The sequence below is a fragment of the Halopiger aswanensis genome (genome assembly GCF_003610195.1).
In the GTDB taxonomy this organism is placed as follows: Archaea; Halobacteriota; Halobacteria; order Halobacteriales; family Natrialbaceae; genus Halopiger; species Halopiger aswanensis.
The window spans coordinates 667,781-689,264 of record NZ_RAPO01000002.1; the positions used below are offsets into that span (position 1 = coordinate 667,781).

The 21,484-nt window shown below is 66.2% G+C and carries 24 protein-coding genes; 17 read left to right on the plus strand and 7 right to left on the minus strand.

All coding sequences use genetic code 11. From position 1 onward, the window contains the following. Positions 1–56 precede the first annotated feature (56 nt). A complete protein-coding gene (locus ATJ93_RS10390) occupies positions 57–527 on the minus strand; it encodes an MGMT family protein (protein ID WP_120244575.1) in 471 nt (156 codons plus the stop codon). Between the two features lie 124 nt (positions 528–651). Between ATJ93_RS10390 and trpC the strand changes: the two genes are divergently transcribed. The 9 genes from trpC to ATJ93_RS10435 all read left to right on the plus strand — a co-directional run bounded on the left by trpC (position 652) and on the right by ATJ93_RS10435 (position 9,841). Then, a complete protein-coding gene (gene trpC, locus ATJ93_RS10395; protein ID WP_120244576.1) occupies positions 652–1,518 on the plus strand; it encodes an indole-3-glycerol phosphate synthase in 867 nt (288 codons plus the stop codon). Positions 1,519–1,524: 6 nt separating this feature from the next. Beyond that, positions 1,525–2,847: a tryptophan synthase subunit beta gene (gene trpB / locus ATJ93_RS10400; RefSeq protein WP_120244577.1), complete on the plus strand. Its 1,323-nt coding sequence runs from the start codon at positions 1,525–1,527 to the stop codon at positions 2,845–2,847. Beyond that, on the plus strand, positions 2,844–3,713 hold the full coding sequence (gene trpA / locus ATJ93_RS10405) for a tryptophan synthase subunit alpha (RefSeq protein WP_120244578.1): 870 nt from the start codon (positions 2,844–2,846) through the stop codon (positions 3,711–3,713). The genes trpB and trpA overlap by 4 nt, the downstream gene beginning before the upstream one ends. Positions 3,714–3,738: 25 nt before the next feature. Beyond that, positions 3,739–4,539, plus strand: coding sequence for a 2-amino-3,7-dideoxy-D-threo-hept-6-ulosonate synthase (locus tag ATJ93_RS10410; protein ID WP_120244579.1), 801 nt, complete (start codon positions 3,739–3,741; stop codon positions 4,537–4,539). A gap of 146 nt (positions 4,540–4,685) precedes the next feature. Next, positions 4,686–5,282 carry a poly-gamma-glutamate hydrolase family protein gene (locus ATJ93_RS10415; protein ID WP_120244580.1) on the plus strand — a complete coding sequence of 199 codons (597 nt, stop codon included), beginning with the start codon at positions 4,686–4,688 and terminating at the stop codon, positions 5,280–5,282. Positions 5,283–5,377: 95 nt separating this feature from the next. After that, a complete protein-coding gene (locus tag ATJ93_RS10420) occupies positions 5,378–6,004 on the plus strand; it encodes an NfeD family protein (RefSeq protein ID WP_120244581.1) in 627 nt (208 codons plus the stop codon). A 215-nt stretch (positions 6,005–6,219) separates the two neighbouring features. Beyond that, positions 6,220–7,617 (plus strand): sodium-dependent transporter, encoded by a 1,398-nt coding sequence (locus ATJ93_RS10425; RefSeq protein ID WP_120244582.1) that lies wholly within the window; start codon positions 6,220–6,222, stop codon positions 7,615–7,617. 128 nt (positions 7,618–7,745) lie between these two features. Beyond that, positions 7,746–8,957 (plus strand): SPFH domain-containing protein, encoded by a 1,212-nt coding sequence (locus ATJ93_RS10430; RefSeq protein ID WP_120244583.1) that lies wholly within the window; start codon positions 7,746–7,748, stop codon positions 8,955–8,957. A gap of 260 nt (positions 8,958–9,217) precedes the next feature. Then, a complete protein-coding gene (locus ATJ93_RS10435) occupies positions 9,218–9,841 on the plus strand; it encodes a winged helix-turn-helix transcriptional regulator (protein ID WP_120244584.1) in 624 nt (207 codons plus the stop codon). Positions 9,842–9,918: 77 nt separating this feature from the next. On the opposite strand, the gene ATJ93_RS10440 is transcribed toward ATJ93_RS10435, so the two are convergent. The 3 genes from ATJ93_RS10440 to yjjX all read right to left on the minus strand — a co-directional run bounded on the left by ATJ93_RS10440 (position 9,919) and on the right by yjjX (position 11,757). Further along, positions 9,919–10,644: an HAD family hydrolase gene (locus ATJ93_RS10440; RefSeq protein WP_120244585.1), complete on the minus strand. Its 726-nt coding sequence runs from the start codon at positions 10,642–10,644 to the stop codon at positions 9,919–9,921. 155 nt (positions 10,645–10,799) lie between these two features. Then, the gene (locus ATJ93_RS10445) at positions 10,800–11,033 is read right to left on the minus strand and encodes a DUF7123 family protein (RefSeq protein WP_170155556.1); all 234 of its coding nucleotides are present in this window, start codon (positions 11,031–11,033) and stop codon (positions 10,800–10,802) included. Between the two features lie 202 nt (positions 11,034–11,235). Continuing rightward, positions 11,236–11,757 carry an inosine/xanthosine triphosphatase gene (gene yjjX / locus ATJ93_RS10450; protein ID WP_120244587.1) on the minus strand — a complete coding sequence of 174 codons (522 nt, stop codon included), beginning with the start codon at positions 11,755–11,757 and terminating at the stop codon, positions 11,236–11,238. A 219-nt stretch (positions 11,758–11,976) separates the two neighbouring features. On the opposite strand from yjjX, the gene ATJ93_RS10455 reads away from it, so the two are divergent. The 4 genes from ATJ93_RS10455 (at position 11,977) to ATJ93_RS10470 (ending at position 15,115) form a co-directional block, all read left to right on the plus strand. After that, entirely contained in the window at positions 11,977–12,966 is a 990-nt protein-coding gene (locus ATJ93_RS10455) for a transcription initiation factor IIB (RefSeq protein ID WP_120244588.1), read from the plus strand. A gap of 87 nt (positions 12,967–13,053) precedes the next feature. Continuing rightward, the gene (gene aroD, locus ATJ93_RS10460; RefSeq protein ID WP_120244589.1) at positions 13,054–13,740 is read left to right on the plus strand and encodes a type I 3-dehydroquinate dehydratase; all 687 of its coding nucleotides are present in this window, start codon (positions 13,054–13,056) and stop codon (positions 13,738–13,740) included. Positions 13,741–13,866: 126 nt separating this feature from the next. Further along, on the plus strand, positions 13,867–14,565 hold the full coding sequence (locus tag ATJ93_RS10465) for a hypothetical protein (RefSeq protein WP_120244590.1): 699 nt from the start codon (positions 13,867–13,869) through the stop codon (positions 14,563–14,565). 115 nt (positions 14,566–14,680) lie between these two features. Then, complete coding sequence (locus ATJ93_RS10470) at positions 14,681–15,115, plus strand: DUF7575 domain-containing protein (RefSeq protein ID WP_120244591.1); 435 nt, start codon at positions 14,681–14,683, stop codon at positions 15,113–15,115. 35 nt (positions 15,116–15,150) lie between these two features. On the opposite strand, the gene ATJ93_RS10475 is transcribed toward ATJ93_RS10470, so the two are convergent. Continuing rightward, complete coding sequence (locus ATJ93_RS10475; RefSeq protein WP_120244592.1) at positions 15,151–16,383, minus strand: 3-dehydroquinate synthase II; 1,233 nt, start codon at positions 16,381–16,383, stop codon at positions 15,151–15,153. A gap of 137 nt (positions 16,384–16,520) precedes the next feature. Between ATJ93_RS10475 and ATJ93_RS10480 the strand changes: the two genes are divergently transcribed. After that, positions 16,521–17,201: an HAD family hydrolase gene (locus ATJ93_RS10480; RefSeq protein ID WP_120244593.1), complete on the plus strand. Its 681-nt coding sequence runs from the start codon at positions 16,521–16,523 to the stop codon at positions 17,199–17,201. A gap of 21 nt (positions 17,202–17,222) precedes the next feature. On the opposite strand, the gene ATJ93_RS10485 is transcribed toward ATJ93_RS10480, so the two are convergent. Together ATJ93_RS10485 and ATJ93_RS10490 are read right to left on the minus strand one after the other, a co-directional pair. Continuing rightward, a complete protein-coding gene (locus ATJ93_RS10485; RefSeq protein ID WP_120244594.1) occupies positions 17,223–17,762 on the minus strand; it encodes a hypothetical protein in 540 nt (179 codons plus the stop codon). A gap of 110 nt (positions 17,763–17,872) precedes the next feature. Continuing rightward, a complete protein-coding gene (locus ATJ93_RS10490) occupies positions 17,873–18,469 on the minus strand; it encodes a SprT family zinc-dependent metalloprotease (protein ID WP_120244595.1) in 597 nt (198 codons plus the stop codon). Positions 18,470–18,562: 93 nt separating this feature from the next. Between ATJ93_RS10490 and ATJ93_RS10495 the strand changes: the two genes are divergently transcribed. The 3 genes from ATJ93_RS10495 (at position 18,563) to ATJ93_RS10505 (ending at position 21,332) form a co-directional block, all read left to right on the plus strand. Continuing rightward, the gene (locus ATJ93_RS10495) at positions 18,563–18,853 is read left to right on the plus strand and encodes a PadR family transcriptional regulator (RefSeq protein WP_120244596.1); all 291 of its coding nucleotides are present in this window, start codon (positions 18,563–18,565) and stop codon (positions 18,851–18,853) included. Positions 18,854–19,115: 262 nt separating this feature from the next. Continuing rightward, positions 19,116–20,099: a cation diffusion facilitator family transporter gene (locus ATJ93_RS10500; RefSeq protein ID WP_120244597.1), complete on the plus strand. Its 984-nt coding sequence runs from the start codon at positions 19,116–19,118 to the stop codon at positions 20,097–20,099. Between the two features lie 732 nt (positions 20,100–20,831). Then, the gene (locus tag ATJ93_RS10505; protein ID WP_120244598.1) at positions 20,832–21,332 is read left to right on the plus strand and encodes a GNAT family N-acetyltransferase; all 501 of its coding nucleotides are present in this window, start codon (positions 20,832–20,834) and stop codon (positions 21,330–21,332) included. Positions 21,333–21,484 lie beyond the last annotated feature (152 nt).

Consider the following 21,484-nt stretch of genomic DNA (forward strand, 5'->3'; position numbering starts at 1 on the left):
TAACCCGAAATAAAATGAAGGGGACAGTCGGTTTCGGAGAACGAGCGGTTGTGCCGTTACAGCCCCTCGAGCGACCGCAGCTTCTGCTCGACCGCCGGCGGCGCGGCACTGGGGCCGTCACGGACACGATGGTCCGGGATCAACAGCGGTGCCGGGTTGTTGTCCAGCGCCGTCCGGACAAGTGTCAGATCATCCTCGTCGTCCGGGTCGAGTTCCGGCGTCATTCGAGCCAGCGCCTTCACGTCGACCTGGTCGCCGTAGGGAATCTCCCGGACCTGCTCGAGCACGGCCCGCTGGTCGGTCGGGACCGTCAGCGCGACCTGTACGTCGTCGAAGTCGACCTCCTCAAGGCCCTCGAGGTACTCGAAAATACGGTCGAGGACGGGGTGTTCGTCCTCGGCGTCGGCCTCGGGCGTGTCGGGGAAGTCGACGCTCAGGACGCGTCCGCTGGCGGCGCCGAGTTGCACGTACCGGTCGAGATACGACGATTCCCGCGCGTAGATTCCGGCCTCCGTGACGTCCTCCATGCGCGAGCGTAGGGCACGCCGGTTTGAATAACCGCCGGTCGCGGCCCGGACGCGTTCGCTCGAGCGCCCGCGGCGGGCGGATGGCGCAAGCCTTTTGTACATATGAGTACGTCGATGTACAACAATGAACTCTGGAACGGAGCTCGCGCCCGCGGTGGCGTCGATCCTCGAGGCCGCCCGGGAGCGCTCTGGCGGCGAGACCGCCGTCGACGTGGACGCGCGGTCGCTGCCCGATGCGATCGCGAGTGCGGAGGCGGACGGCCGCGTCCCGGTGATCGCGGAGGTCAAGCCGACGAGTCCAACGGCCGAGGGAACACGGGACGACGATCCCGTCGAACTGGCCGAGGCGATGGTCGAGGGCGGCGCAGCGGCGATTTCGGTGCTCACTGAGCCCTCGCACTTCGGCGGCTCGCCCGAGGCGCTGACCCGCGTCCGCGAAGCCGTCGACGTCCCCGTCCTCCGGAAGGACTTCGTCCTCGAGGAAGCACAAATGGACGTCGTCGAGGCCGACCTCCTCCTGCTGATCGCCCGCTTCGTGGACGATCTCGAGGGACTAATCGGGGCCGCCCGCGAGCGCGGATTCCAACCGCTCGTGGAGGTTCACGACCGCGAAGAGCTTGAGGCCGCGCTCGAGGCGGGGGCGGCGATCATCGGCGTCAACAACCGGGATCTGGCGCGACTCGAGGTGGACCTCGAAACCTTCGAGTCGGTCGCGCCCCATGCGAGGCGCATGACGCGCCTCGATGAGTCGAGCGGCGAAGCCGCGAGACCCGCTCCCGATGACGTGACGCTGATCGCCGAAAGCGGCGTCTCGAGTCCGGCGGACGTGCGCCGGATGCGCGAGGCGGGCGCGGACGCCCTGCTGGTCGGCAGCGCCGTCATGGACCACGGCGCGGCCGACAGCGACGTCGCCGCGAACACGCGGCGGCTGACGCGGGCGGAAGCAACGGGCGAGACGAGCGACGACGACGGCGACGGCAACGGAGACTGATACGACATGAGCACACACGAGCACGCGAGCGAGACGGACGACGAACGGCGGGACGGCACCTTCGGCGACTACGGCGGTCAGTACGTCCCCGAGGCGCTGATGCCGGCCCTGCAGGAACTCGAGGACGCCTACCAGCGGTACGTCCTCGAGAACGAGGACGGCTTCATGGACGAGTTCCGCGAGCGGATGCGCGATTTCGGCGGGCGGCCGACGCCGCTCCAGCGCGCGGATCGATTGAGCGAGCGCTACGACCGCGAGATCTACCTCAAGCGCGAGGACCTGGTCCACGGCGGCGCGCACAAGCTGAACAACGCGCTCGGCCAGGTCCTGCTGGCGAAGTACATGGGGAAGGAGCGCGTGATCGCCGAGACCGGCGCCGGCCAGCACGGCACCGCGACCGCGATGGCCGCGGCCCACCTCGACATGCCCTGCGAGATCTACATGGGACGGACGGACATCAACCGCCAGCGCCCCAACGTCTATCGGATGCGGATGAACGGCGCCGAGGTGAACCCGGTCGAGGCCGGCAGCGGCACCCTGAAGGAGGCGATCAACGAGACGATGCGCGACTGGGCGACGACCGTCGAGCGAACCCACTACGTCATCGGTTCGGTCGTCGGCCCGCACCCGTTCCCCAAACTCGTCCGGGACTTCCAGTCGGTCATCGGCGAGGAAGCCCGCGAGCAGGTCCAGGAGAAGGCCGGTCGACTGCCCGACACCGTCGTCGCCTGCGCCGGCGGCGGCTCGAACACGATGGGGACGTTCCACGCGTTCGTTCCTGACGAGGGGAGCGCGGAGCCACGCTCCGCGGATGACTCGAGCGGCGACGAGCCGCGAGAGCACGTCGATCTGGTCGCCGTCGAGGCCGGCGGCTCGAGCCTCGAGATCGACGAGGACGAGGGCCTCGCACCCAACTCCGCGACGCTCTCGACGGGCACCGACGGCGTGCTCCACGGCGCGATGACGAAGCTGCTCCAGCAGTCCGACGGCCAGATCGTCGAGTCCCACAGCGTCAGCGCGGGGCTGGACTACGCCGGCGTCGGCCCCGAACTCTCCCACCTCGTCGAGAGCGGCCGCGTGACGCCGACCAGCGTCGACGACGAGGCCGCGCTCAACGGCTTCCACCGGCTCTCGAACCTCGAGGGGATCATCCCGGCGCTCGAGTCGAGTCACGCGCTCGGATATCTGGAGGAGCACACCGACGAACTCGGCGACCTCGTCGTCGTCAACGTCTCCGGCCGCGGCGACAAGGACCTCGAGACGGTCCTGGAGGAGACCGAGAAACGCGATCTTGAAGCCGCGCCGGACGTGGAGGTGTTCGACGCGTGAGCGACACACCCGGCGAGTACGACAGCGACGTCGAGGCCGCCATCCGCGAGAACCACCCCGCGCTGATCACCTACATCACCGCAGGCGATCCCTCCCTCGAGGACACCAAGGAGTACGTCGAGGCGCTCGATCGCGGCGGCTCGGACCTGATCGAACTCGGCCTCCCGTTCTCGGAGCCGATCGCGGAGGGCCAGACGATCCAGGCCGCGATCAACCGCGCGCTCGAGGCCGGCACGACCCCCGAGGGCTTCTTCGAGTTGGTCGACGACCTCGAGACGGAGGCGCCGCTGCTGGTGATGACGTACTACAATATGATCCTGCAGTACGGCGACGAACCCGATGTGCGGCCGTTCGTGGAGCGTGCTGCAGAGGCCGGGCTGTCGGGCATCATCGTCCCCGACCTCCCCGCCGAGGAGGCCGATCCCCTTCGCGACGCCTGCGACGACCACGGGCTCGATCTCGTCTTCATCATCGCGCCGACGACCGAGGGCCAGCGCCTCGACGACATCATGTCCCAGGTCTCGGGCTTCGCCTACGTGCAGGCCCGCCTCGGCACGACCGGGGCGCGCGCGAACGTCTCGACGGCGACCCACGACAGCCTCGCGCGCCTCTCCGAGTACGACGTCCCCAAGGCCGTCGGCTTCGGCGTCAGCGAGGGCGACCACGCCGCGGAGATCGTCGAGGCCGGCGCCGACGGCGTGATCGTCGGCAGCGCCTTAGTCGATATCGTCGCGAGCAGCGACGAGACCGCCGAAGCCGTCGAGCGCCTCGAGGCCAAAGCGGCCGAACTCAAGGACGGTGCGCGCCGCGGCGCGGACTCTATCACGGTCGATGCGGAAGATGCACCGGAACCGGAACAGCAATAACTGCAAGCTTGCTACACACTCGCAAATGACCACCGCCACCGGAATCGACGCACGACTCGAGCGAATCGGTACAGACGGGAACTACGTCATCGTCCCGATGGACCACGGGATCACGATGGGCGCCGTACAGGGCCTGAAGGACATCGAATCGACGATCGACGGCGTAACCAGCGGCGGCGCGGACGCCGTCCTCACGCAGAAGGGGATCGCGCCCCGCGTCCACGAGAACAAGAACGGCAAGGGGTACATCGTCCACCTCAACGGCTCGACGACGATCGGCCCCGACGAGAACGATAAACGGATGACCGGCACGGTCGAGGAGGCCGTCCGCGCCGGCGCCGACGCCGTCTCCTTCCACATCAACGTCGGCTCCGACCACGAGCCCGACCAGATCACGCAGCTCTCGGAAGTGACGGCGGAGGCCGAACGGCTCGGCATGCCGGTCCTCGCGATGGCTTACGCGCGCGGTCCGGGCGTCGACCCCGAGGACCCCGAAGCGCTGGGGCACGCCGTCCGACTCGCCGAGGAACTCGGCGCCGACATCGTCAAGACGGGCTACAGCGGCGACGCCGAGAGCTTCCAGCACGTCGTCGAATCGACCCGCCTGCCGGTCATCATCGCCGGCGGTTCCAAGGGCAGCGACCGCGAGACGATCGAAATGGTCCGCGGCACGATGGACGCCGGCGGCGCGGGCATCTCGATGGGCCGCTCGATCTTCCAGCACGAGGACCCCGAAGCCATCGCGACGGCCGTCTCGGGCGTCGTCCACGACGATCTCTCGACCGAGGAGGCGCTGCGCCGGGCCGGCCTCGCGCTCGAGGCCTGAGATCTGACGCGGTCACTGCTGTACACGTTCACGTCGCCGTTCGTCGGTTCGATCTCGTCTTCTATCGCCGTCCTCGACGCCGCACCAGCGACGGCAGTGACGAGCGTGTCCAACAGTTATCCGCATCACGGTCGTAGTCGGTCGCCGTGACGCGACGGACGCTTACGACGCAACCCCTCGAGCGGACCGACACGGGACACTACTCCGAACTGCTGTACGACGACGGGGCGAACGACGACGTGCTGATCTGCGCCGCTCACGGCGGCGAAGTTGAGCCCGGCACCGCTGAAGCGGCGATGGAACTCGCCGGCCGACTCGAGGACGCCACCTGCTGGGCCTGTCTCGGGTACGACGACGAACGGCGGGCGTTCGACCTCTACCATCCGCCCTCGAGTTCCTTCGTCCCCGACGACTACCCGCTGCTCGGCCGAATCGCGGATCGGGGGTTCGAGACGGTGATCAGCCTCCACGGACTGGGCGACGACCGGGTGATCGTCGGCGGCGGAATCGACGCCGACGTCAAGCACCGCGTGCAGGACCGACTCGACGACGCCGTTACGCATCCCGTCGAGACGGCGTCCGACGGGCCGTACGGCGGCGTGAGTCCGGACAACTTCGTCAACTGGCTCGCGCGGGACGGCCGAGGCGGCCTCCAGCTCGAGCAGAGCCTCGCCGTGCGCAGGGCCGAACGCGACGCCGTCGTCGACGAGTTAGCGTCGCTGGTCGACGGCGGTCTCCGCTGATCTGGTCGGACGACCGTCGCAGTCTTTCGATCGGGAAGCTGCTGAAAACGGTATCGCGGTAAACATTTAATCGGGGTGAGCCCTTACGTCCGACCATGCTTGACGCCCTTCTGGGGAACGTGCCGCTCTTGCTCCTCTCGGTGGGTCTCGTGTTGATGCTGCTCGAGGCCCTCTCGCCGGGCGCGCACCTCATCGTCATCGGGGTTGCGCTGGTCGGTGCGGGACTGATCGGGATGCTCGTGCCGCTCACGCTGAGCCCGATCGTCCTGGCCGCGCTGACGCTCGTGATCGGGCTCGCCGCGGCGTACGTCTACCGCGAGTTCGACTTCTACGGCGGGAAGGGAACCGCTCAGACGACGGACTCGGACTCCCTCGCCGGCGCGACCGGCTACGCTACCGAGCGCATCACGACGCGAGACGGCGAGGTGAAACTCGACGAGGGCGGCTTCGCCCCCTACTACAGCGCCCGAACCTCGAGCGGGACCATCGAGGAGGGCGAGGAGATCATCGTGATCGATCCCGGCGGCGGCAACGTGCTCACCGTCGAATCGCTGGGTGCGATTGGCGAGGACGAGATCGACCGCGCGCTCGCCAAAGACGCGGCAAACAACGCCACGAATGCCGATTCGAACACCAGCGCCGACACCGGCAGTCCGCTCGAGGACTCGGGGAACGCGAATGCGAACCCCGAGCGGGAGACGGAAACCGAAAAATCGAGTTAGATCTCTACCGGGCTCGTTGTGCGGACGGCCCCGAAGGCACCGCTAGCTCCGCTGCGTTCTCGATATCTCGTCGTTCGCTCTCGAGCATGCAGTATGGCGTGCGAGAGCCGGTGTGTTCTTCCTATCCTCCTATCGGATTCAAAATCATTATTGACCGCAGTACGGGAGTCGAATCAACACCGATTTCCTACTCCAACGGACACGCCTGTACATAGATGGCTACTCGTGATTCGTGGGTATCGAATATCGGGTTCGTGCTCGCCGCGATCGGCAGCGCAGCCGGTCTCGGGAACATCTGGCGGTTTCCGTGGCTCACCGCCGGCAACGGCGGCAGCGCGTTCCTCGTCGTCTACCTGCTCATCGTCGTCGGCGTCGGCGTCCCCGGACTGCTCGCCGAGTTCGTCCTCGGCCGTCGTGGTCGACAGACCCCGATCGGGGCGCTTCGGTCGCTGACCGCCTCTCGCTGGGGATCGGCGCTGGGGGCGTTCAACGTCGTCACGGCGCTCGTGATCTTCTCGTTCTACTCGGTGGTTGGCGGCTGGATCCTCCGTTACATGCTGGTCTCGCCGTCAGGGTCGTACTTCGGCCAACCGCAGGCGTACTTCGGGACGGTCAGCCACGGCCTCCAGGCGGTCGCGTTTCACCTGCTTTTCCTCGGGATCGTCGCTGCGATCGTCTTCTTCGGCGTGAGCCGCGGTATCGAGCGCGCCTCGAAGGTGATGCTTCCCGCAGTCGTGGTGCTCTTGGTCGGCCTCGCGGTATGGACGGCGACGCAGCCGGGGACCGACGCCGGCTACGCGTTCTACCTCGGTTTCGACGCCGACTACCTCGCTGCGAACTTCGCGAGCGTTCTCGGACCCGCGGCGGGCCAGGCGCTGTTTACCCTCTCGCTCGGCACCGGGGCAATGTTGACCTACGCGTCCTACCTCGAGGAGGACGTTTCGCTCCCGCGAGATACGCTCGTCATCGCCGTCTCGAACACGTTCATCGGCGTTCTCGCCGGGCTGGTCGTCATCCCGCTGCTGTTCTCGCAGGGCATCGAGCCCGGACAGGGCGGCCCGGGTGCGCTGTTCGTCGCGCTCGCGACGGCGTTCGCGTCGCTGCCGGGCGGCGCGGTCGTCGCGACGGCCTTCTTCGGTGCCGTCCTGCTGGCCGCAGTAACCAGCGGGATCAACCTGCTCGAGACGCCGGTCGGGACGCTCGTCGACCACTTCGAGATGCCGCGGGACCGAGCGACGCTGCTGACGACGCTCCTCGTCGCGGTAACCGGGAGCGGCTTGGCGCTGGCCGGATCGATCTTCCAGTTCGTCTCCGGCACGCTCGCGGATCTGCTGTTAACCGTCGGCCTGTTCGCGTTCCTCGCGATCGTCGGCTGGCTACTGCGCGAGGACGCCGTTGCGGAGTTTCGCGTCGGCGCCGGTCGATTCGCCCCGCTGGCCGAACCGTGGCTGTGGCTGGTGAGTTGGGTGCTGCCGGTCGTCGTCCTGTTCTCGCTGACGAACACGCTCACCTCGCTTGCCGGCGTCTCGCTGGGTCTCGGCGGTCGGGCGGTCGTCGCCGTCGTCGCGACAGTCTGTTGTCGGCTGGCCGTCGCGGCGCGAGTCGACGGCTAAGGTGTCACGCTCCGTCTCGAGGGCGAAAGCGGCGATCTCGCTGCGCCCCGCTAATAAGTCACCGGCCGGCGTACACATGTCGGTAACTCAAGGGAACGTTTTTCACGGCACCGACACAAGACCGAACCATGGTAGTAGACCTAATACCACTCCAAGCCGCCGCCGGAGGCGCCATCCTGTTCATCGGCGCCCTCGTGCTCGTCGTCGTCGTCGCCGCCCTCCTCAGCGCGATCGAGATCGTCGACGCGTACGAGAAGCGCGCGCTGACCGTCTTCGGGGAGTACCGTAAGCTGCTCGAGCCGGGGATCAACTTCGTCCCGCCGTTCGTGTCGAACACCTACCGGTTCGACATGCGAACGCAGACGCTGGACGTCCCCCGACAGGAAGCGATTACGCGAGACAACTCGCCCGTGACCGCCGACGCCGTCGTCTACATCAAGGTGATGGACGCCAAGAAGGCGTTCCTGCAGGTCGACGACTACAAGCGGGCCGTCTCGAACCTCGCTCAAACCACCCTCCGCGCGGTGCTTGGCGACATGGGACTGGACGACACGCTCAACAAGCGACAGGAGATCAACGCGCGCATCCGCCAGGAACTCGACGAACCCACCGACGAGTGGGGGATCCGCGTCGAGTCCGTCGAGGTCCGCGAGGTCAACCCCTCGAAGGACGTCCAGCGCGCGATGGAGCAACAGACCTCCGCGGAGCGCAAGCGCCGCGCCATGATCCTCGAGGCGCAGGGTGAACGCCGCAGCGCCGTCGAGAAGGCCGAGGGTGAGAAGCAGTCCGAGATCATCCGCGCCCAGGGTGAGAAGCAGAGCCAGATCCTCGAGGCGCAGGGTGACGCGATCTCGACCGTCCTGCGCGCTCGGTCCGCCGAATCGATGGGCGAACGCGCGATCATCGACAAGGGCATGGAAACCCTCGAGGGGATCGGCCAGAGCGAGTCGACGACGTTCGTCATGCCCCAGGAGCTCACCTCGCTGGTCGGCCGCTACGGCAAGCACCTCTCCGGCAGCGACGTGAAAGAAGACGGCACCGAGCTTCAGGCCCTCGAGTTCGACGAGGAGACCCGCGAACTGATTGGCCTGGACGACATCTCCGAGATCATCGGCGAAATCGATCAGGAGGCCTCGATGGACGTCGAAGCGATGGAGCAGGAGGCTCAGGCGATCAAGGAAGGCGAGGATCCCTCCGAGATCACCGACCCCGACGAGGTCATCGAGGAGATGGACCAGAACTTCCAGGGCCAGACCGACGGCGGCACCGACATCGACATCGACGCGCCCGACGATGGAGACGACGCCGGCACTGACGCGGAGACGGACGCGGACAACTGACGATTGCTGACGACCGCCGCCGACCCTGTCGATCGCTGCGCCGCCCGCCCCTGATCGACGCAGCGACACTGAACGCGGGTTTCGGCCCGTAATCCGATTTTACCGACGGAAACCGATCGCTCGAGTCGAGCGTCCCGACCGAGTCGTCGAGGCGAATTCGGTCGCGAATTCGGTCACGAATTCGGGACGTTCACGGTTCAGTGAACGAAGCGGAGCGAAACCTGTTTTACGTGTCGGGCCCTTTCGAACGGTAGAGAGACATGACATCGTCCGATGGGGTCGACGACAACAAACGAGCGACCCTCCGCCGGTTTGCCGCCCTCGGTGCCGCGACACCGATCGCCGGAGCCGGCTTCTCCGAATCCGCGGCCGCCGACGCGGGCGAGAGCGACGCCCGCGATGCGATCACCGGCTACCTCTCCACGACGCCCGGTGCGCACTTCTCGAAGATCCGGGACGACCTCCAACTCGGCACCGGCGAGACCCAACACCACCTGCGCCGCCTCGAGGAGATCGACGCGATCGAACGGTACCGCGACGGCGACTACAAGCGGTTCGTGACCGCCGGCCGGTTCGACGAGTTCGAGAAGCAGACGCTCGGCTACCTCCGGCGGGACACCCCGCGGGGCATGCTGATCGAACTCCTGTTGAACCCGGACGCGACCGCGGGCGACCTGGCCGACGCGCTCGAGGTCTCGGCGCCGACGGTCAGCAAGTACGCCGGGAAACTCGAGGAGGCGGGCCTGCTCTCCCGAGACGACGGCTACGCGGTCGAACGGCCGGAAACCGTCATGATGCTCGTCGTGCGCCACGCCGACTCCTTCGGCGATCGCGCGCGGAAACTGGCGCGGAACGCGGATCAGCTACTCGAGTACGAGGGCTGAATCGGACGGGATCCCATCGGGCTGCAGTGAATCGCTTCTCGTTCGGTTTTTAGGAGCCGTTGCCGAGCCCAGGCACCTCACGGCCGTTCCGCAACGATCTCGAGATCGAGAAGAGCGGTCAGCGACTCGAGGTCGTAGGTCGCGTCCGCCGGACGCTCGCGGTCGCGGTTGTGCGGACGGCGGATGAAGGCCGTCTCGAGGCCGAGTTTCGTCCCGGCGACGACGTCCTTCGGCGAGTCGCCGACGTAGAGTCCTCGCGGCGCTCCCGTTCCGTCGCCGGTGCCGTCCGCCGGAACGCTATCGGTCTCCGCGGCGTCGAGTCGCGCGAGCGCGTCCTCGAGATAGTACGGGCCCGGCTTCCGTCGCCGGAATCCGTCGATGGTGGGATCGCGGCCGCGAACGACGTCGAACGGAATATCGACGAAGTCGGCGACGAACTCGGCGGTCTCGTGGCGGTTGTTGGTGACGAGTCCGACCGTCGTCCCCGCCCGATCGGCGAGCGTCCGGATGGCGTCGATATCGTCGTACAGGCCGCGTGCGCCCGAACGGAGCCGCTCGTGGGTCCCTTCGGAGGCGTACCGTTCCTTTAGCGTCCAAAACTGATCCGGCTCGAGACCGAGTTCGGCGCAGTGTTCGCGGATCGCCGCGATGTCCTGACTCCTGAGTGCGCGGCGCTGGTTGGGTGTCGGCTCGGCGCCCAGTTCCTCGAGCGCGGCGTCGGCTGCGTCGTCGTACACCTGCGGAGCGGTCCGGGGCCCCTCGAGGATGATTCCGTCCATGTCGAAGCAAATCGGCACCGTCATTCGTGGTGGCTCGTGCATCGCCGGCGCAGCTGAAATAGACGGTGGTCGCGGCTAGGTGACGTGCGCTGAAAGAAAACGAGAAAATCGATCGCCGAGCGGGGACTGCCGGCGACGCGGGGAGGATCGATTCAGGGGAACTCGCAGCGAGCCTGCAGTTAGACGCTGACCTTCCAGGTCGTACTCGAGGAGTAACCCCACTTTTCGATCTCGACGTCGTAGTCGCCGTCCTGAATGGCGGTGATGTTCGACCCCACCTCCTTCGCGGTCATCCCGAGCTCCTTCCCGATGATACGGGATTTGAAGTAGGTCTTGGTAGCCGCGTTCTCCCGGAGGTAGCGGAGAATTCGTTGTTGTTTGCTCGTGAGGTCGGATGCCATTGCGCTGCTCATACCGATTTCGATGCGAGGAACGCCCTTAGGGGGTTTGGTACGCGCGGTTAACCCGCCGCCGTCGTGCGGTTTTCCCGGAGAGTAATAGCTCGATACTCGACCGGAAAGACTGGCTTGGTACGAGCGGTTAATTCATTCGATTTGACGACTATCCGGGCCCGTGATCGGTTTCGATCGGAAAGAAGGGATTACCGGCACCCGGCTACTCGTACTGCGTCGTCCGGAAGGGACCGAACGCGCAGGCGAGCGCCTGGCCGAGCGCCGTCGTTCGATCGGTTAAGCCGTCCGTACAGACGCCGATCGCTCCGTCTGACTCGGCGATGCCCGTCGTATCGAGTTCATCATCCATTACCGGGCCGAGTTCTTCCCCCGCCTCGAGCCGCTCCGCGACGCGGTCGGGGAGCCGAAGCGAAGGGCCGCCGCCGCGCTCGACTCGCTCGCCGTCGGTCACCGCCGCCCACATGATCAGCGTCACGCCGGGCGCGCCGTCGAACCGGGTAACGCCGCCCTCGAGACCGACGCCGAACTCGTAATCGGCACTCGCTTCGGCCAGTGCACGCCGGGCGCGGTTCTCGGCGCCCGCGACGGTTTCCTCGACGGACCACGGCTGTTCGGGGACGCCAGACTCGACGTCCACGGCGGTAACCGTCGGCTCGAATCGCTCGAGCGTTCGTTCGACCGCGTCGATCTTGACCGGGTTAGTGCTGCCGACTGCAACGTCCATACGGGGGCTTCGAACGACGGCTAATTGGACTCTCCGCTTTGGGACGCATTCACTACTTCAATGTTATGATTCCTCATACCGGTTCGGGCGAATTACCGGGTTTCGTGGCGTATCGGATCTCGATTTCGAAATCATTATACCTCGGGTCTCAGAACGGAGTAGGTAACGACTCCGTCCGGACTTTTGCGATTCGTTCGTCCGGGCAGCACTCGCCATCGCATGACCGACGCACAATCGAACACGAGAGTACGGCGTACCGAACGAGAAACCGACACCACGACCGAAACAGAGACCGAAACCGAATCGAACGACCTCGTCTGTCCGGAGTGTGCGGGCAACCTGGTCGTCGACGACGAGCACGGTGAAACCGTCTGTGAGGACTGCGGCCTCGTCGTCGAGGAGGACTCCGTCGACCGCGGCCCCGAGTGGCGCGCCTTCGACGCCGCCGAGAAAAACGAGAAGTCCCGCGTGGGCGCCCCCACGACGAACACGATGCACGACAAGGGGCTCTCGACGAACATCGACTGGCGCAACAAGGACGCCTACGGTAACTCGCTGGGATCCCGGCAACGGGAGAAGATGCAGCGCCTGCGCAAGTGGAACGAGCGGTTCCGCACCCGCGACTCCAAGGAGCGCAACTTAAAACAGGCCCTCGGTGAGATCGACCGCATGGCCTCCGCGCTCGGCCTGCCGAACAACGTCCGCGAGACCGCTTCCGTCATCTACCGCCGCGCGCTCGAGGAGGATCTCCTGCCCGGCCGCTCGATCGAAGGCGTCTCGACGGCCTGCGTCTACGCCGCCGCGCGCCAGGCCGGCGTCCCGCGGAGCCTCGACGAGATCGCGGACGTCTCCCGCGTCGAGAAAAACGAGATCGCCCGCACGTACCGCTACGTGGTCCGCGAACTGGGGCTCGAGGTCCAGCCCGCCGACCCCGAGAGCTACGTGCCCCGCTTCGCCTCCGGACTCGAGCTTTCCGACGAGGCCGAACACCGCGCCCGCTCGCTGCTCCAGAACGCCAAGGAGAAGGGCGTCCACAGCGGCAAGTCGCCGGTCGGCCTCGCGGCCGCCGCGGTCTACGCCGCCGCGCTGCTGACCAACGAGAAGACCACCCAGGCCGCCGTCTCCGACGTCGCCGACATCTCCGAAGTCACCATCCGCAACCGCTACCACGAGCTCCTCGAGGCCGAGGAGACGATCGGACTGGCCTGATCGGCGACGCGTCGAATCGACGACGAACCCGCACGAATCGCGCGGATCGGTACCATTTTTCTATCACCGGTTCTCACCGGTAGTATCATGGCTCTCGCATTCGATTCGTTCGTTCTCGCCGCCGCAACGGACGACCTGACGGACGAAGCTCGAGCCCGCGACCACGCGGACGCCGTCGAGTTTCGAATGGACCTGACGAGCGCGGACGACGCGCTGGCCGCCCTCGAGGCCTACGACGGCCAACTCCCGATCCTCGCGACCAACCGCGCCGCGTGGGAGGGCGGCGAGTGGGCCGGCGACGACGCGGAGCGGCTCGAGGTGCTGGCCGAAGCCGCTCGAACCGACGGCGTCGAGGCGATCGACGTCGAACTCGAGTCGCTGCGATCGGGCGCGGCCGACGACGTGCTCGAGACCGCCCGGGAGCAGGACGTTTCGGTGGTCGCGTCGACACACGACTTCGAGGGGACGCCGAGCGAGGACGCGATGATCGACCGACTCGCCGAGGCCTGCGAGTACGCCGACGTCGGCAAGCTCGCGGTGACGGCCCGCGACCGGTCGGACTCGCTCGCGGTGCTGTCGGCGACGCATCGGTTGACGCAGGACGGGAAGGCGGTCGCGACCATGGCGATGGGCGAGGCCGGCAGTCACACGCGAGCCGTCGCGCCGCTGTACGGCTCGCGGATCGGCTACGCCCCCGTCGACCCCGCCGACGCTACGGCGCCCGGCCAGTACGACCTGGCGACCCTCTCGCGGCTGGTGTCGGATCTCGAGTAACCGCGTCAGAATCGAAGTCCGCATCGGCGATACAACTGACTGACTGCGGTCAACCGATGATTAGCTGTCGGTACGCGTGACGGTAACAGCTGCATACCAATAGGTGACCCCGACGCATGCGGTCGTATGAACTCGACGGGGACGAGTCGCCTCGAGTCGCTCCGCCGGCGGTCGACCGGGGCCGGAGAGCGCGGGGCGGCGTTCGCGTTCGTCGGCGGGGGACAGGACGGGGATGGCGGCGAGGGAAGCGACAGGGCGGTCGATCCCGAAACGTCGTCGCGCGCCGAAACGCTGCTTCGCTCGATCGGTCTCGTCGCGACGCCGCCGGGATCGACGCCGCTTCGCCTCGAGTCGGCGTTCGAAACGGCCTGGCGGGAGCGGCTGCGCGAGATCCGCACGCAGGATGCACAGCGGGAGGTGCTCGCGGCGCGGCTCGGCACCGCTCCCGGACGGGTAACGCTCGCGGTTACCGGCGACGGGTTCGTCGCGACTCGTGGCGACGGGCGAGTCGGGTGCTGGCCGTCGAACGCGGCTTTTCTCGCCGACCTCGCGGCCGCGGAGACGCTGGACGAGCGTCGACCCGACTGGCAGTCCCTCGAGCCGGACGAACAGGGGATCGTACTGACCGCGCTCCGACTGTTTCTCGACCGCTGTCCGAACTGTGACGGCGCGCTCGTCGGGGCCGACGCGGGAACGGGGACGGCAACGGCGGCGGAACTCGAACGGCCGTCCGCGACGGGAACCGCCCGAACGGGTGCGGATCGGGGCGTTTCCCTCGAGTGTGCGTACTGCGGCGTGATGGTGATCCGGGCGCCGTACGAGTGACGGCCGTGACCGTCCCGGGACGCGATTTGCAGACGACGGCGGGGGACGAACGGATTCGAGAAGGCGTCATCTCGGAATCGGAATGTTAACCAGTCGGCTGGCCTAGTGTCCGACCATGACATGGTTTCGTGCGCTCCTCGCCGGGGCCCTCTCGATCCTCTTTCCCGGCGCAGGACACGCGTTCCTGCGGGACTGGCTCCGTGCAGTCGTCTTCGCGGGGCTGTATCTCTCGGCGATCGCGATCTTCCTCCCGATGGACCAGCTCGCCGCGGCGGAAACGATGACCGATGCGGTAACGATCGTCAGCGAGGATATGGACTCGATGGGACAGTTCGCGCTCTCGTTTATCGGCCTGTTCGCGGCGATCGACGCGACGTTCCGCTCGCTCGGCTTCCCGCCGACCGCGTCAGGCTCCGGCGCAGGCTCGAGCGACGGGCCGACCTGTCCCGAATGCGGCAAGGAACTCGACGAAGACCTCGAGTTCTGTCACTGGTGTACGACCCGCCTCGAGCCGGCCGAGCCCGAAGAGGCGGAACCGAGCGAAGCCTGATCGAGCCGCGAAAAACAGCGCTCCAGTCGGCGACGCTACTTCTCGATGATGCTCTCCTCGACGGCCTCGCCGAAGTGACGCGCCGTGTCCTCGTAGTACAGCAGGAGTTCGTCGCCGGCCTCGAGGTCGGTCACCGCCTTGCGGCCCTCGCCGGTGGCGACCTTGATCGTTTCGGCGTTCTGGAGTAGCGTCTCGACCCGGTCGCCAGCCTGCGTCTCGAGTGCGACCCGGAACATCGGGCGCTGCTCGATCTTGACGCGACCGACGATGGCCTCGCGGGTGTTACCGTTAGTGTCGACGACCTGCACCTCGTCGCCGCTTTGCAGTTCCGAGAGGTACTTCGTGCCGCCGTCGGGCGTCCGAACGTAGGCGTGAACCGCGCCCGCGTTGACTCTAAAGGGCCGCGAGGCGACGTAGGGCGACTCGGCCGTCTCGGCGTGGACGAAGACCAGTCCGCGGGCCATCGAACCGACGAGCATCCCCTCGTCGTGCTCGAGCAGGCTCCCCGTATCGATACAGACCCGATCGGCGCTGCCGACGCGCTCGACGTCGAGCACCTCGGCGTACTCCAGATCGAGGGTCTCGCGCTCGGCCTCGTCGCGGACCTCGACGGTCTTGCGGATCTCGTCGGGGTCGCTCGAGTCCAGCAGGACGGAGTCGGCACCGATCTCGAGCGTTTCGAACGCTGTCCGCGCTTCCTCGGCGGTGGTGACCCCCGCCACGAGGTCGGTCTCGTCGCCGATTCGGGCGATCAGGTTCTCGAGCGGAATGATCGTCCAGTCCTCGCCGATGATGATCGTGTGGTCGGCCTCCTGGGCCGCGGTCTCGGCGAATTTCTCGTACTCGGTGTCGAGGATCCGGACGTACGCCCCGCGCTCGAGGTCGGCGTCCTCGTCACGGCGCAGCGTCGAGAGGTCGGCCGAGCCGGAGAAGTCCTCGGGCATGTCGATCGTCGCGTCGCCCTCGCCGTCCTTGCCGACGATGACGGCGTCGGGTTTCGCGGCGGCTTCGTCGCCCGTGTCGCCGACGTCCTCGATGACGTCCTCGGCGTCGTCGCTTTCCGCGTCGTCGACGAGCGTCACGTCGCCGTTCGTTCGGAACGCCGCGACGTTGATGTCGCCGAGTTCGCGCACGCGCTCGACGTCGGCTTCGTCGACCAGTACCCAGTCGGCGCCCGCCTCGAGCGCGGCGGTGATCCGCTCGCGGCGCTCGTCCCAGTCGCCGACGGTGTCGTCGGCCTTGATCCAGACGGATCGTGTCCGTGTCATGCATCGACGGTCGAAGGGAACCGGCTTGAACGTGGCGAATCGTGCAGGCCGGTCCCGCGGCCCGTCCGCCGACCGCGTTGGGTCCGGAATTGCGGCCGTCGAAACGTTAAGAACGCGCTCGCACCAACTAGGGATAGATGTCCGGCTACGACGCGATCTGTTTCGATCTCGACCACACCCTCTGCGAGCCGACCCGCGACCCCGCGGCGCTGCTCGAGGCGGCCTTTACCCGCGCAGACTGCGAGCGGTTCTGTACCCCGGCCGACCTGCGCGCCGCGATTCCCGATCTGCCGACGGCGGAGTCGGATCTGGAATTCTACGAGCACCTGTTTACCGAGGTCGCGCGCCGCGCCGAGCGCGATATCGACTCCGAAATTCCGTCGCGACTCGCCCGCGCGTACCTCGCGGAAACGGACCCGACCGCCGTCCAGTTTCGGCCGGGCGCCGAGCGCGCCCTCGAGTACGCCCGCGACCGCGGGCAGGTCGCGCTGATCACCAACGGCGGACGCGAGACCCAGACGCAGAAGTTGCAGGCGCTCGGCATCGAGGACGCCTTCGACGTCCGCGTCTTCACCGAGCCGAGCGCGGGGATCCACCCGAAGCCCGACGCGGCGCCGTTCGAACACGCGCTCTCGACGCTCGAGGCGACGCCCGACGGCGCGATTCACATCGGCGACTCGCTGCACGCCGACGTTGCGGGGGCGAACGCGATGGGCCTCGATTCGGCGTGGATCGCGACCGACGGCGGAACCGACCTCGGTGAACACCGACCGACCTACGAACTCCCGTCGCTCGAGGCCTTCGAGACGATCGTCTGATCGCGTCGGCGTCGGTTCTACTTACGAGTCGTCGTCCGGCAACAGATCGCTGTGGACGACCGCGCGGTACTGGTCGTCCGTCGCCGCCTCGAGGCGAGTCAACAGGGCCGCCGCCTCGGGGAAGTCGTCGGGCAGTTCGAAGGGGTCGTCGGCGTCCTCGTCGCGCCGCCGACACACCGTGATGAACGACGCCAGCGTCGAGTACGTTCCCGGACGGGCGTAGACGACGCCGACGTCGTCGGGCACCTGCTCGCGCCAGTACTCGATCACCGGCTCGGCCTCGAGTCGCGGCCGGCGATTCTGCTCGGCGAGTTCCGCCGCGTCGATCTCCGCGTCGCCGAGTACGTCGTCGAAGACGGCCTGCAGCTCCTCCGTGTTCTCTTCGATGTAGGGGGCGTCCGCCTCGGCCTGAATCAGTTGCTGAAAGGCGTCGAGCTCCGCCGATCGGGCCGCGACGGGATAGACGAAGTCGTGGTTCTCCTTCGGCAGCTTGTAGGACTTGCCCTCGACGCCCTGTTCGCCGGGACCCGACTGACCGAGCATCAACTCGAGGATTCCCATAGCTAGTACAGGTTCTGTGAGGCGAATAAGTGTTCCGCGGTCAGGGTATCGATACGCGCCGTCGGCTGCCGATCCGCGACCGCCTACGGGACACAGAGTGTTCCGATCGCCTACCAGTCGTCGCCGAGCGCTGCCTTCACGCCGCCGTACTCACTAGCCGTCGCCCACGTCCGCCCGCTCTCGACGTGTTCGACCGCGTAGGCGCCGCCGCAACTCCCACAGCGGTACTGCTCGGGCGCCTTCACCGGTTGCGAGGCGCGATGTCGCGTCGCTCGCCAGTCACAATCCTCGTCGCGACAGCGAAGGACGTACCGCGGCTCCGCGAACGCCCGACAGTGACGCGGCGCCTCGAGGTCGGCCGCCCGCTCGCGGAATCGCCGTCCGTGCCCGGACTCGCCGAACTGTTGGAACTCCCAGGCGTGGACGAGTTCGTGGCGGACGACCGCGGCGAACTCCGGCCACTCGTACTGCTCGTAGGCGCGCCGCGCGAGGACGATCGTCGCGACCTCCCGAGTCCGGTCCCAGCGACACGCCCCCGCGCGGCGGCGGGCCCGAGCCGAGACGTCCCACTCGAGGGCCTCGAGATCGACGGGCAATTCGTACTCGCCGTCACCACCCTCGCCGGCAACCTCGCGGGCGTGAATCCGCGCTCGGGCGACGATCTCGTCGTCGATCGTAAGCGACTCTCCGTCGGACGCGTCGGACACGGGCCGACGATGGACTGGCCACACCGAATTTCTTCCGATCGCAACCCGGTGTCGACCGGTTTATTTATGTTCCTGACACAACAACGTTCAAATATGTACGATTTAACGGGCTTCCAGCGGGACCTCCTGTACGTCATCGCCGGACAAGACGAGCCACACGGCCTCGCAATCAAGGAGGAACTCGAGGACTACTACGAATCGGAGATCCACCACGGTCGCCTGTATCCGAATCTCGACACGATCGTTGACAAGGGCCTCGTCGAGAAGGGGCAGGCGGACCGGCGAACGAACTTCTACACCCTCACCCGGCGCGGCCGGCGCGAGCTGGAAGCGCGACGCGACTGGGAACAGCAGTACGTCGCCGACCTCTTCGAAGACGACTGATCGCGGTCTCGAGTGGTCGACGAACGCGTTTGCATCTCGTCACCGTCAGTATCGACTGATCTACCAGCGTCTGCGATCGGTCACCGACTCCGACGCGCCGATTTCCGATGGGGTTCCGCTATCTACCGCAGTTCGGAAGCCTGTCGTCCCAGTCTCCGACTTTGTTAACAACTACTCGGCATTCAGTTGTTAATCTATAGCGAAGTACGGCGCGTTTACAACAGCGATGTTGATAAGATTCGGATCCTAAGCGACGCCAACGATGACCGATCACGAGTCGGCTCGAGCCCATCACGAGGACCACGCTCACGGGCACGGAGACGAGCACGCTGGCCACGACCACAGCCACGGCCACGGTCACGATCACGGCGCCTCGTCGACGAGCAGCCGCAAACTCGCCGTCGTCTCCGCGATCAACCTCCTCGGGTTCGTCGCGGAACTCGCGGGCGGGCTCCTGTTCGGGTCGGTCGCGCTCATCAGCGACGCGTTCCACATGCTGTTCGACGCGCTCGCGTACGTGATGGCCTTCGCTGCCGCCTACATCGCCGAATCCTACGGCGACGAGGGGCGTTGGTCGTACGGCCTCCACCGCCTCGAGCCGTTCGCCGCCTTCCTCAACGGCGTTCTCCTCCTCCCGATGGTCGGATTCATCCTCTGGGAGTCCTACCACCGTTTCCTCGAGCCCGTCGCGATCGGAACCGGACCGACGCTCCTCATCGCCACGGGCGGGCTCGCGGTCAACGTCGGTTCGATCTACGTGTTACACGGCGGCGAGATGAGCCTCAACGAGCGCGGCGCGTTCTACCACCTGCTGGGCGACGCCGGCGGGTCGGTCGCCGTCATCGTCTCGACGGTCGTCATCGAACTGACCGGGTTTCACCTCGTCGACCCGCTCACCGCCGGCCTCATCGCGGTCGTCGTGACGTGGTCCGCCGTGAACGTACTTCGTGGCAGCAGTGCGATCTTCCTCCATCGAACGCCGTTCGATCGAACAGCCGTTCGCGACGTGCTCGAGGGACTCGAGGGTGTAACCGCGGTCGACGACCTCCACGCCTGGCAGGTCTGCAGCCAGATCACGGTCGCGACCGTCCACCTCGAAACGGACGCCGAGACGATGGCGGATGCTGAGGCAGTGACCCGACGCGTACACGCGGAACTCGAGGCTCACGATGTCGATCACGCGACCGTCGAACTGTGTCCGTCGTACGCTGCTCGCGACGTCCACCTCAACGCGCACTGCCACTGACCGAGCTACAGTTTTTCGGACGGTCAGCCGCTGTCCCGGAGAATTGAACGACTACGTCGGTGGCAACCCGCTGCCGAAAAGCGAGGGAGGGTGCATGGTGAAGGCGGCGTGCTGATGATAACGCCGAACGGGTTCCTCACCTCGCTGGTCCAACATTTCTCCGATGACAGAATAAACGTGATGGCCGGTTCTCCGTTCTGTCAGCCCAAAATCGTATTCGCGGTACAGTGACTACTATATATGAATCCGGAGAGAAAACGGATCCATCTAGATTCGATATATGTCTTATTCCCGGCGGCTACTGAATCCGCTTCCGTTCACATACAAATACTCTTTCAAACGTAGATCTGACTTCGAGCGACCGTATATCGAGGACGCGAGGAGGATTATACGGCGTTATACCCGTAGCCGACGGAGAACATGACCAGATACCGCAAATGGACTCGACGACCGTAAAACGGTCAAACACAGCGAAGAGAGTGGTTCGATCGCTTCACGAGTCACTCGACCGACCGTTCTCTACGCGGAATCGAATATTGTCTGTATCTATAGTAGTATTGGAAACCGATAAAATCTGGAAAGGCCGTGTTGCGTGACGTCACTAGCGCGGTCACTCACACCAGTAGCGACAGTTCGTACTGGAATGACGATCCCTCTCCCTCGAGTCCCGATCACTCCCAGAAATCGGGAATGCGGGATGCCCTTAGGAGCGTGTGGCAACTACCTTCGCGTATGGCCGCCGCCCAACGGACGTCGCTTCCCCGCCCGCCGAAAACGTTCACGGACCGCGAGGAGCGGCGAATCTCGATCCACGAGTACGACGGTGAGCTGGGGCCGCTGCAGGAGATGTACGCGCATTTCGGCGACGACTCGCGGACACAGGGATTACCGCCCAGAAGCGAGGACCGAACTGTTGAGTGGCTTTCCGAGTTGCTCGAGGAGGGACTGAACGTCGTGGCCCGCCACGAGGGCGACGTCGTCGGACACGCCGTCCTGATTCCGTACGATTCGACGTCCGAACTCGCGATTTTCGTTCGGCCGGCGTACCAGTCCGCCGGAATCGGGACGCACCTCATCGGCTGTTTGCTCGGCCACGGGCAGGCCAACGGGCTGACGCACGTGTGGCTCACCGTCGCTCGGACGAACCGGATTGCGATGAACCTCTATCGCTCGGCGGGATTCGAGATCACCGAGCGAGACCGTGGCGAGTACGAAATGGAGCGGGAGTTATAGACCGTCGTCGGATTCGTGTCGACCCTCTCTCTTCAGCGACTGTAGACTTGTGTTTCGTTCTCGACAATTCTCGTCACCTGTCTCCGATCCGTTCTATTTGCCGTGTAACGGCCCAGCAGAGAATCGTTTGCGAGGAAGGGGCCGCCCTCGAG

Coding starts and splice junctions, on each gene's coding strand:
- yjjX (WP_120244587.1), bottom strand. CDS start 11,757: ATGGACGTTGCAGTCGGCAGCACTAACCCGGTCAAGATCGACGCGGTC.
- trpB (WP_120244577.1), top strand. CDS start 1,525: ATGAGCACACACGAGCACGCGAGCGAGACGGACGACGAACGGCGGGAC.
- ATJ93_RS10445 (WP_170155556.1), bottom strand. CDS start 11,033: ATGAGCAGCGCAATGGCATCCGACCTCACGAGCAAACAACAACGAATT.
- ATJ93_RS10430 (WP_120244583.1), top strand. CDS start 7,746: ATGGTAGTAGACCTAATACCACTCCAAGCCGCCGCCGGAGGCGCCATC.
- ATJ93_RS10440 (WP_120244585.1), bottom strand. CDS start 10,644: ATGACGGTGCCGATTTGCTTCGACATGGACGGAATCATCCTCGAGGGG.
- ATJ93_RS10420 (WP_120244581.1), top strand. CDS start 5,378: ATGCTTGACGCCCTTCTGGGGAACGTGCCGCTCTTGCTCCTCTCGGTG.
- ATJ93_RS10410 (WP_120244579.1), top strand. CDS start 3,739: ATGACCACCGCCACCGGAATCGACGCACGACTCGAGCGAATCGGTACA.
- ATJ93_RS10465 (WP_120244590.1), top strand. CDS start 13,867: ATGAACTCGACGGGGACGAGTCGCCTCGAGTCGCTCCGCCGGCGGTCG.
- ATJ93_RS10500 (WP_120244597.1), top strand. CDS start 19,116: ATGACCGATCACGAGTCGGCTCGAGCCCATCACGAGGACCACGCTCAC.
- ATJ93_RS10480 (WP_120244593.1), top strand. CDS start 16,521: ATGTCCGGCTACGACGCGATCTGTTTCGATCTCGACCACACCCTCTGC.
- ATJ93_RS10455 (WP_120244588.1), top strand. CDS start 11,977: ATGACCGACGCACAATCGAACACGAGAGTACGGCGTACCGAACGAGAA.
- ATJ93_RS10470 (WP_120244591.1), top strand. CDS start 14,681: ATGACATGGTTTCGTGCGCTCCTCGCCGGGGCCCTCTCGATCCTCTTT.
- trpC (WP_120244576.1), top strand. CDS start 652: ATGAACTCTGGAACGGAGCTCGCGCCCGCGGTGGCGTCGATCCTCGAG.
- ATJ93_RS10425 (WP_120244582.1), top strand. CDS start 6,220: ATGGCTACTCGTGATTCGTGGGTATCGAATATCGGGTTCGTGCTCGCC.
- ATJ93_RS10505 (WP_120244598.1), top strand. CDS start 20,832: ATGGCCGCCGCCCAACGGACGTCGCTTCCCCGCCCGCCGAAAACGTTC.
- ATJ93_RS10435 (WP_120244584.1), top strand. CDS start 9,218: ATGACATCGTCCGATGGGGTCGACGACAACAAACGAGCGACCCTCCGC.
- ATJ93_RS10485 (WP_120244594.1), bottom strand. CDS start 17,762: ATGGGAATCCTCGAGTTGATGCTCGGTCAGTCGGGTCCCGGCGAACAG.
- ATJ93_RS10495 (WP_120244596.1), top strand. CDS start 18,563: ATGTACGATTTAACGGGCTTCCAGCGGGACCTCCTGTACGTCATCGCC.
- ATJ93_RS10475 (WP_120244592.1), bottom strand. CDS start 16,383: ATGACACGGACACGATCCGTCTGGATCAAGGCCGACGACACCGTCGGC.
- ATJ93_RS10390 (WP_120244575.1), bottom strand. CDS start 527: ATGGAGGACGTCACGGAGGCCGGAATCTACGCGCGGGAATCGTCGTAT.
- aroD (WP_120244589.1), top strand. CDS start 13,054: ATGGCTCTCGCATTCGATTCGTTCGTTCTCGCCGCCGCAACGGACGAC.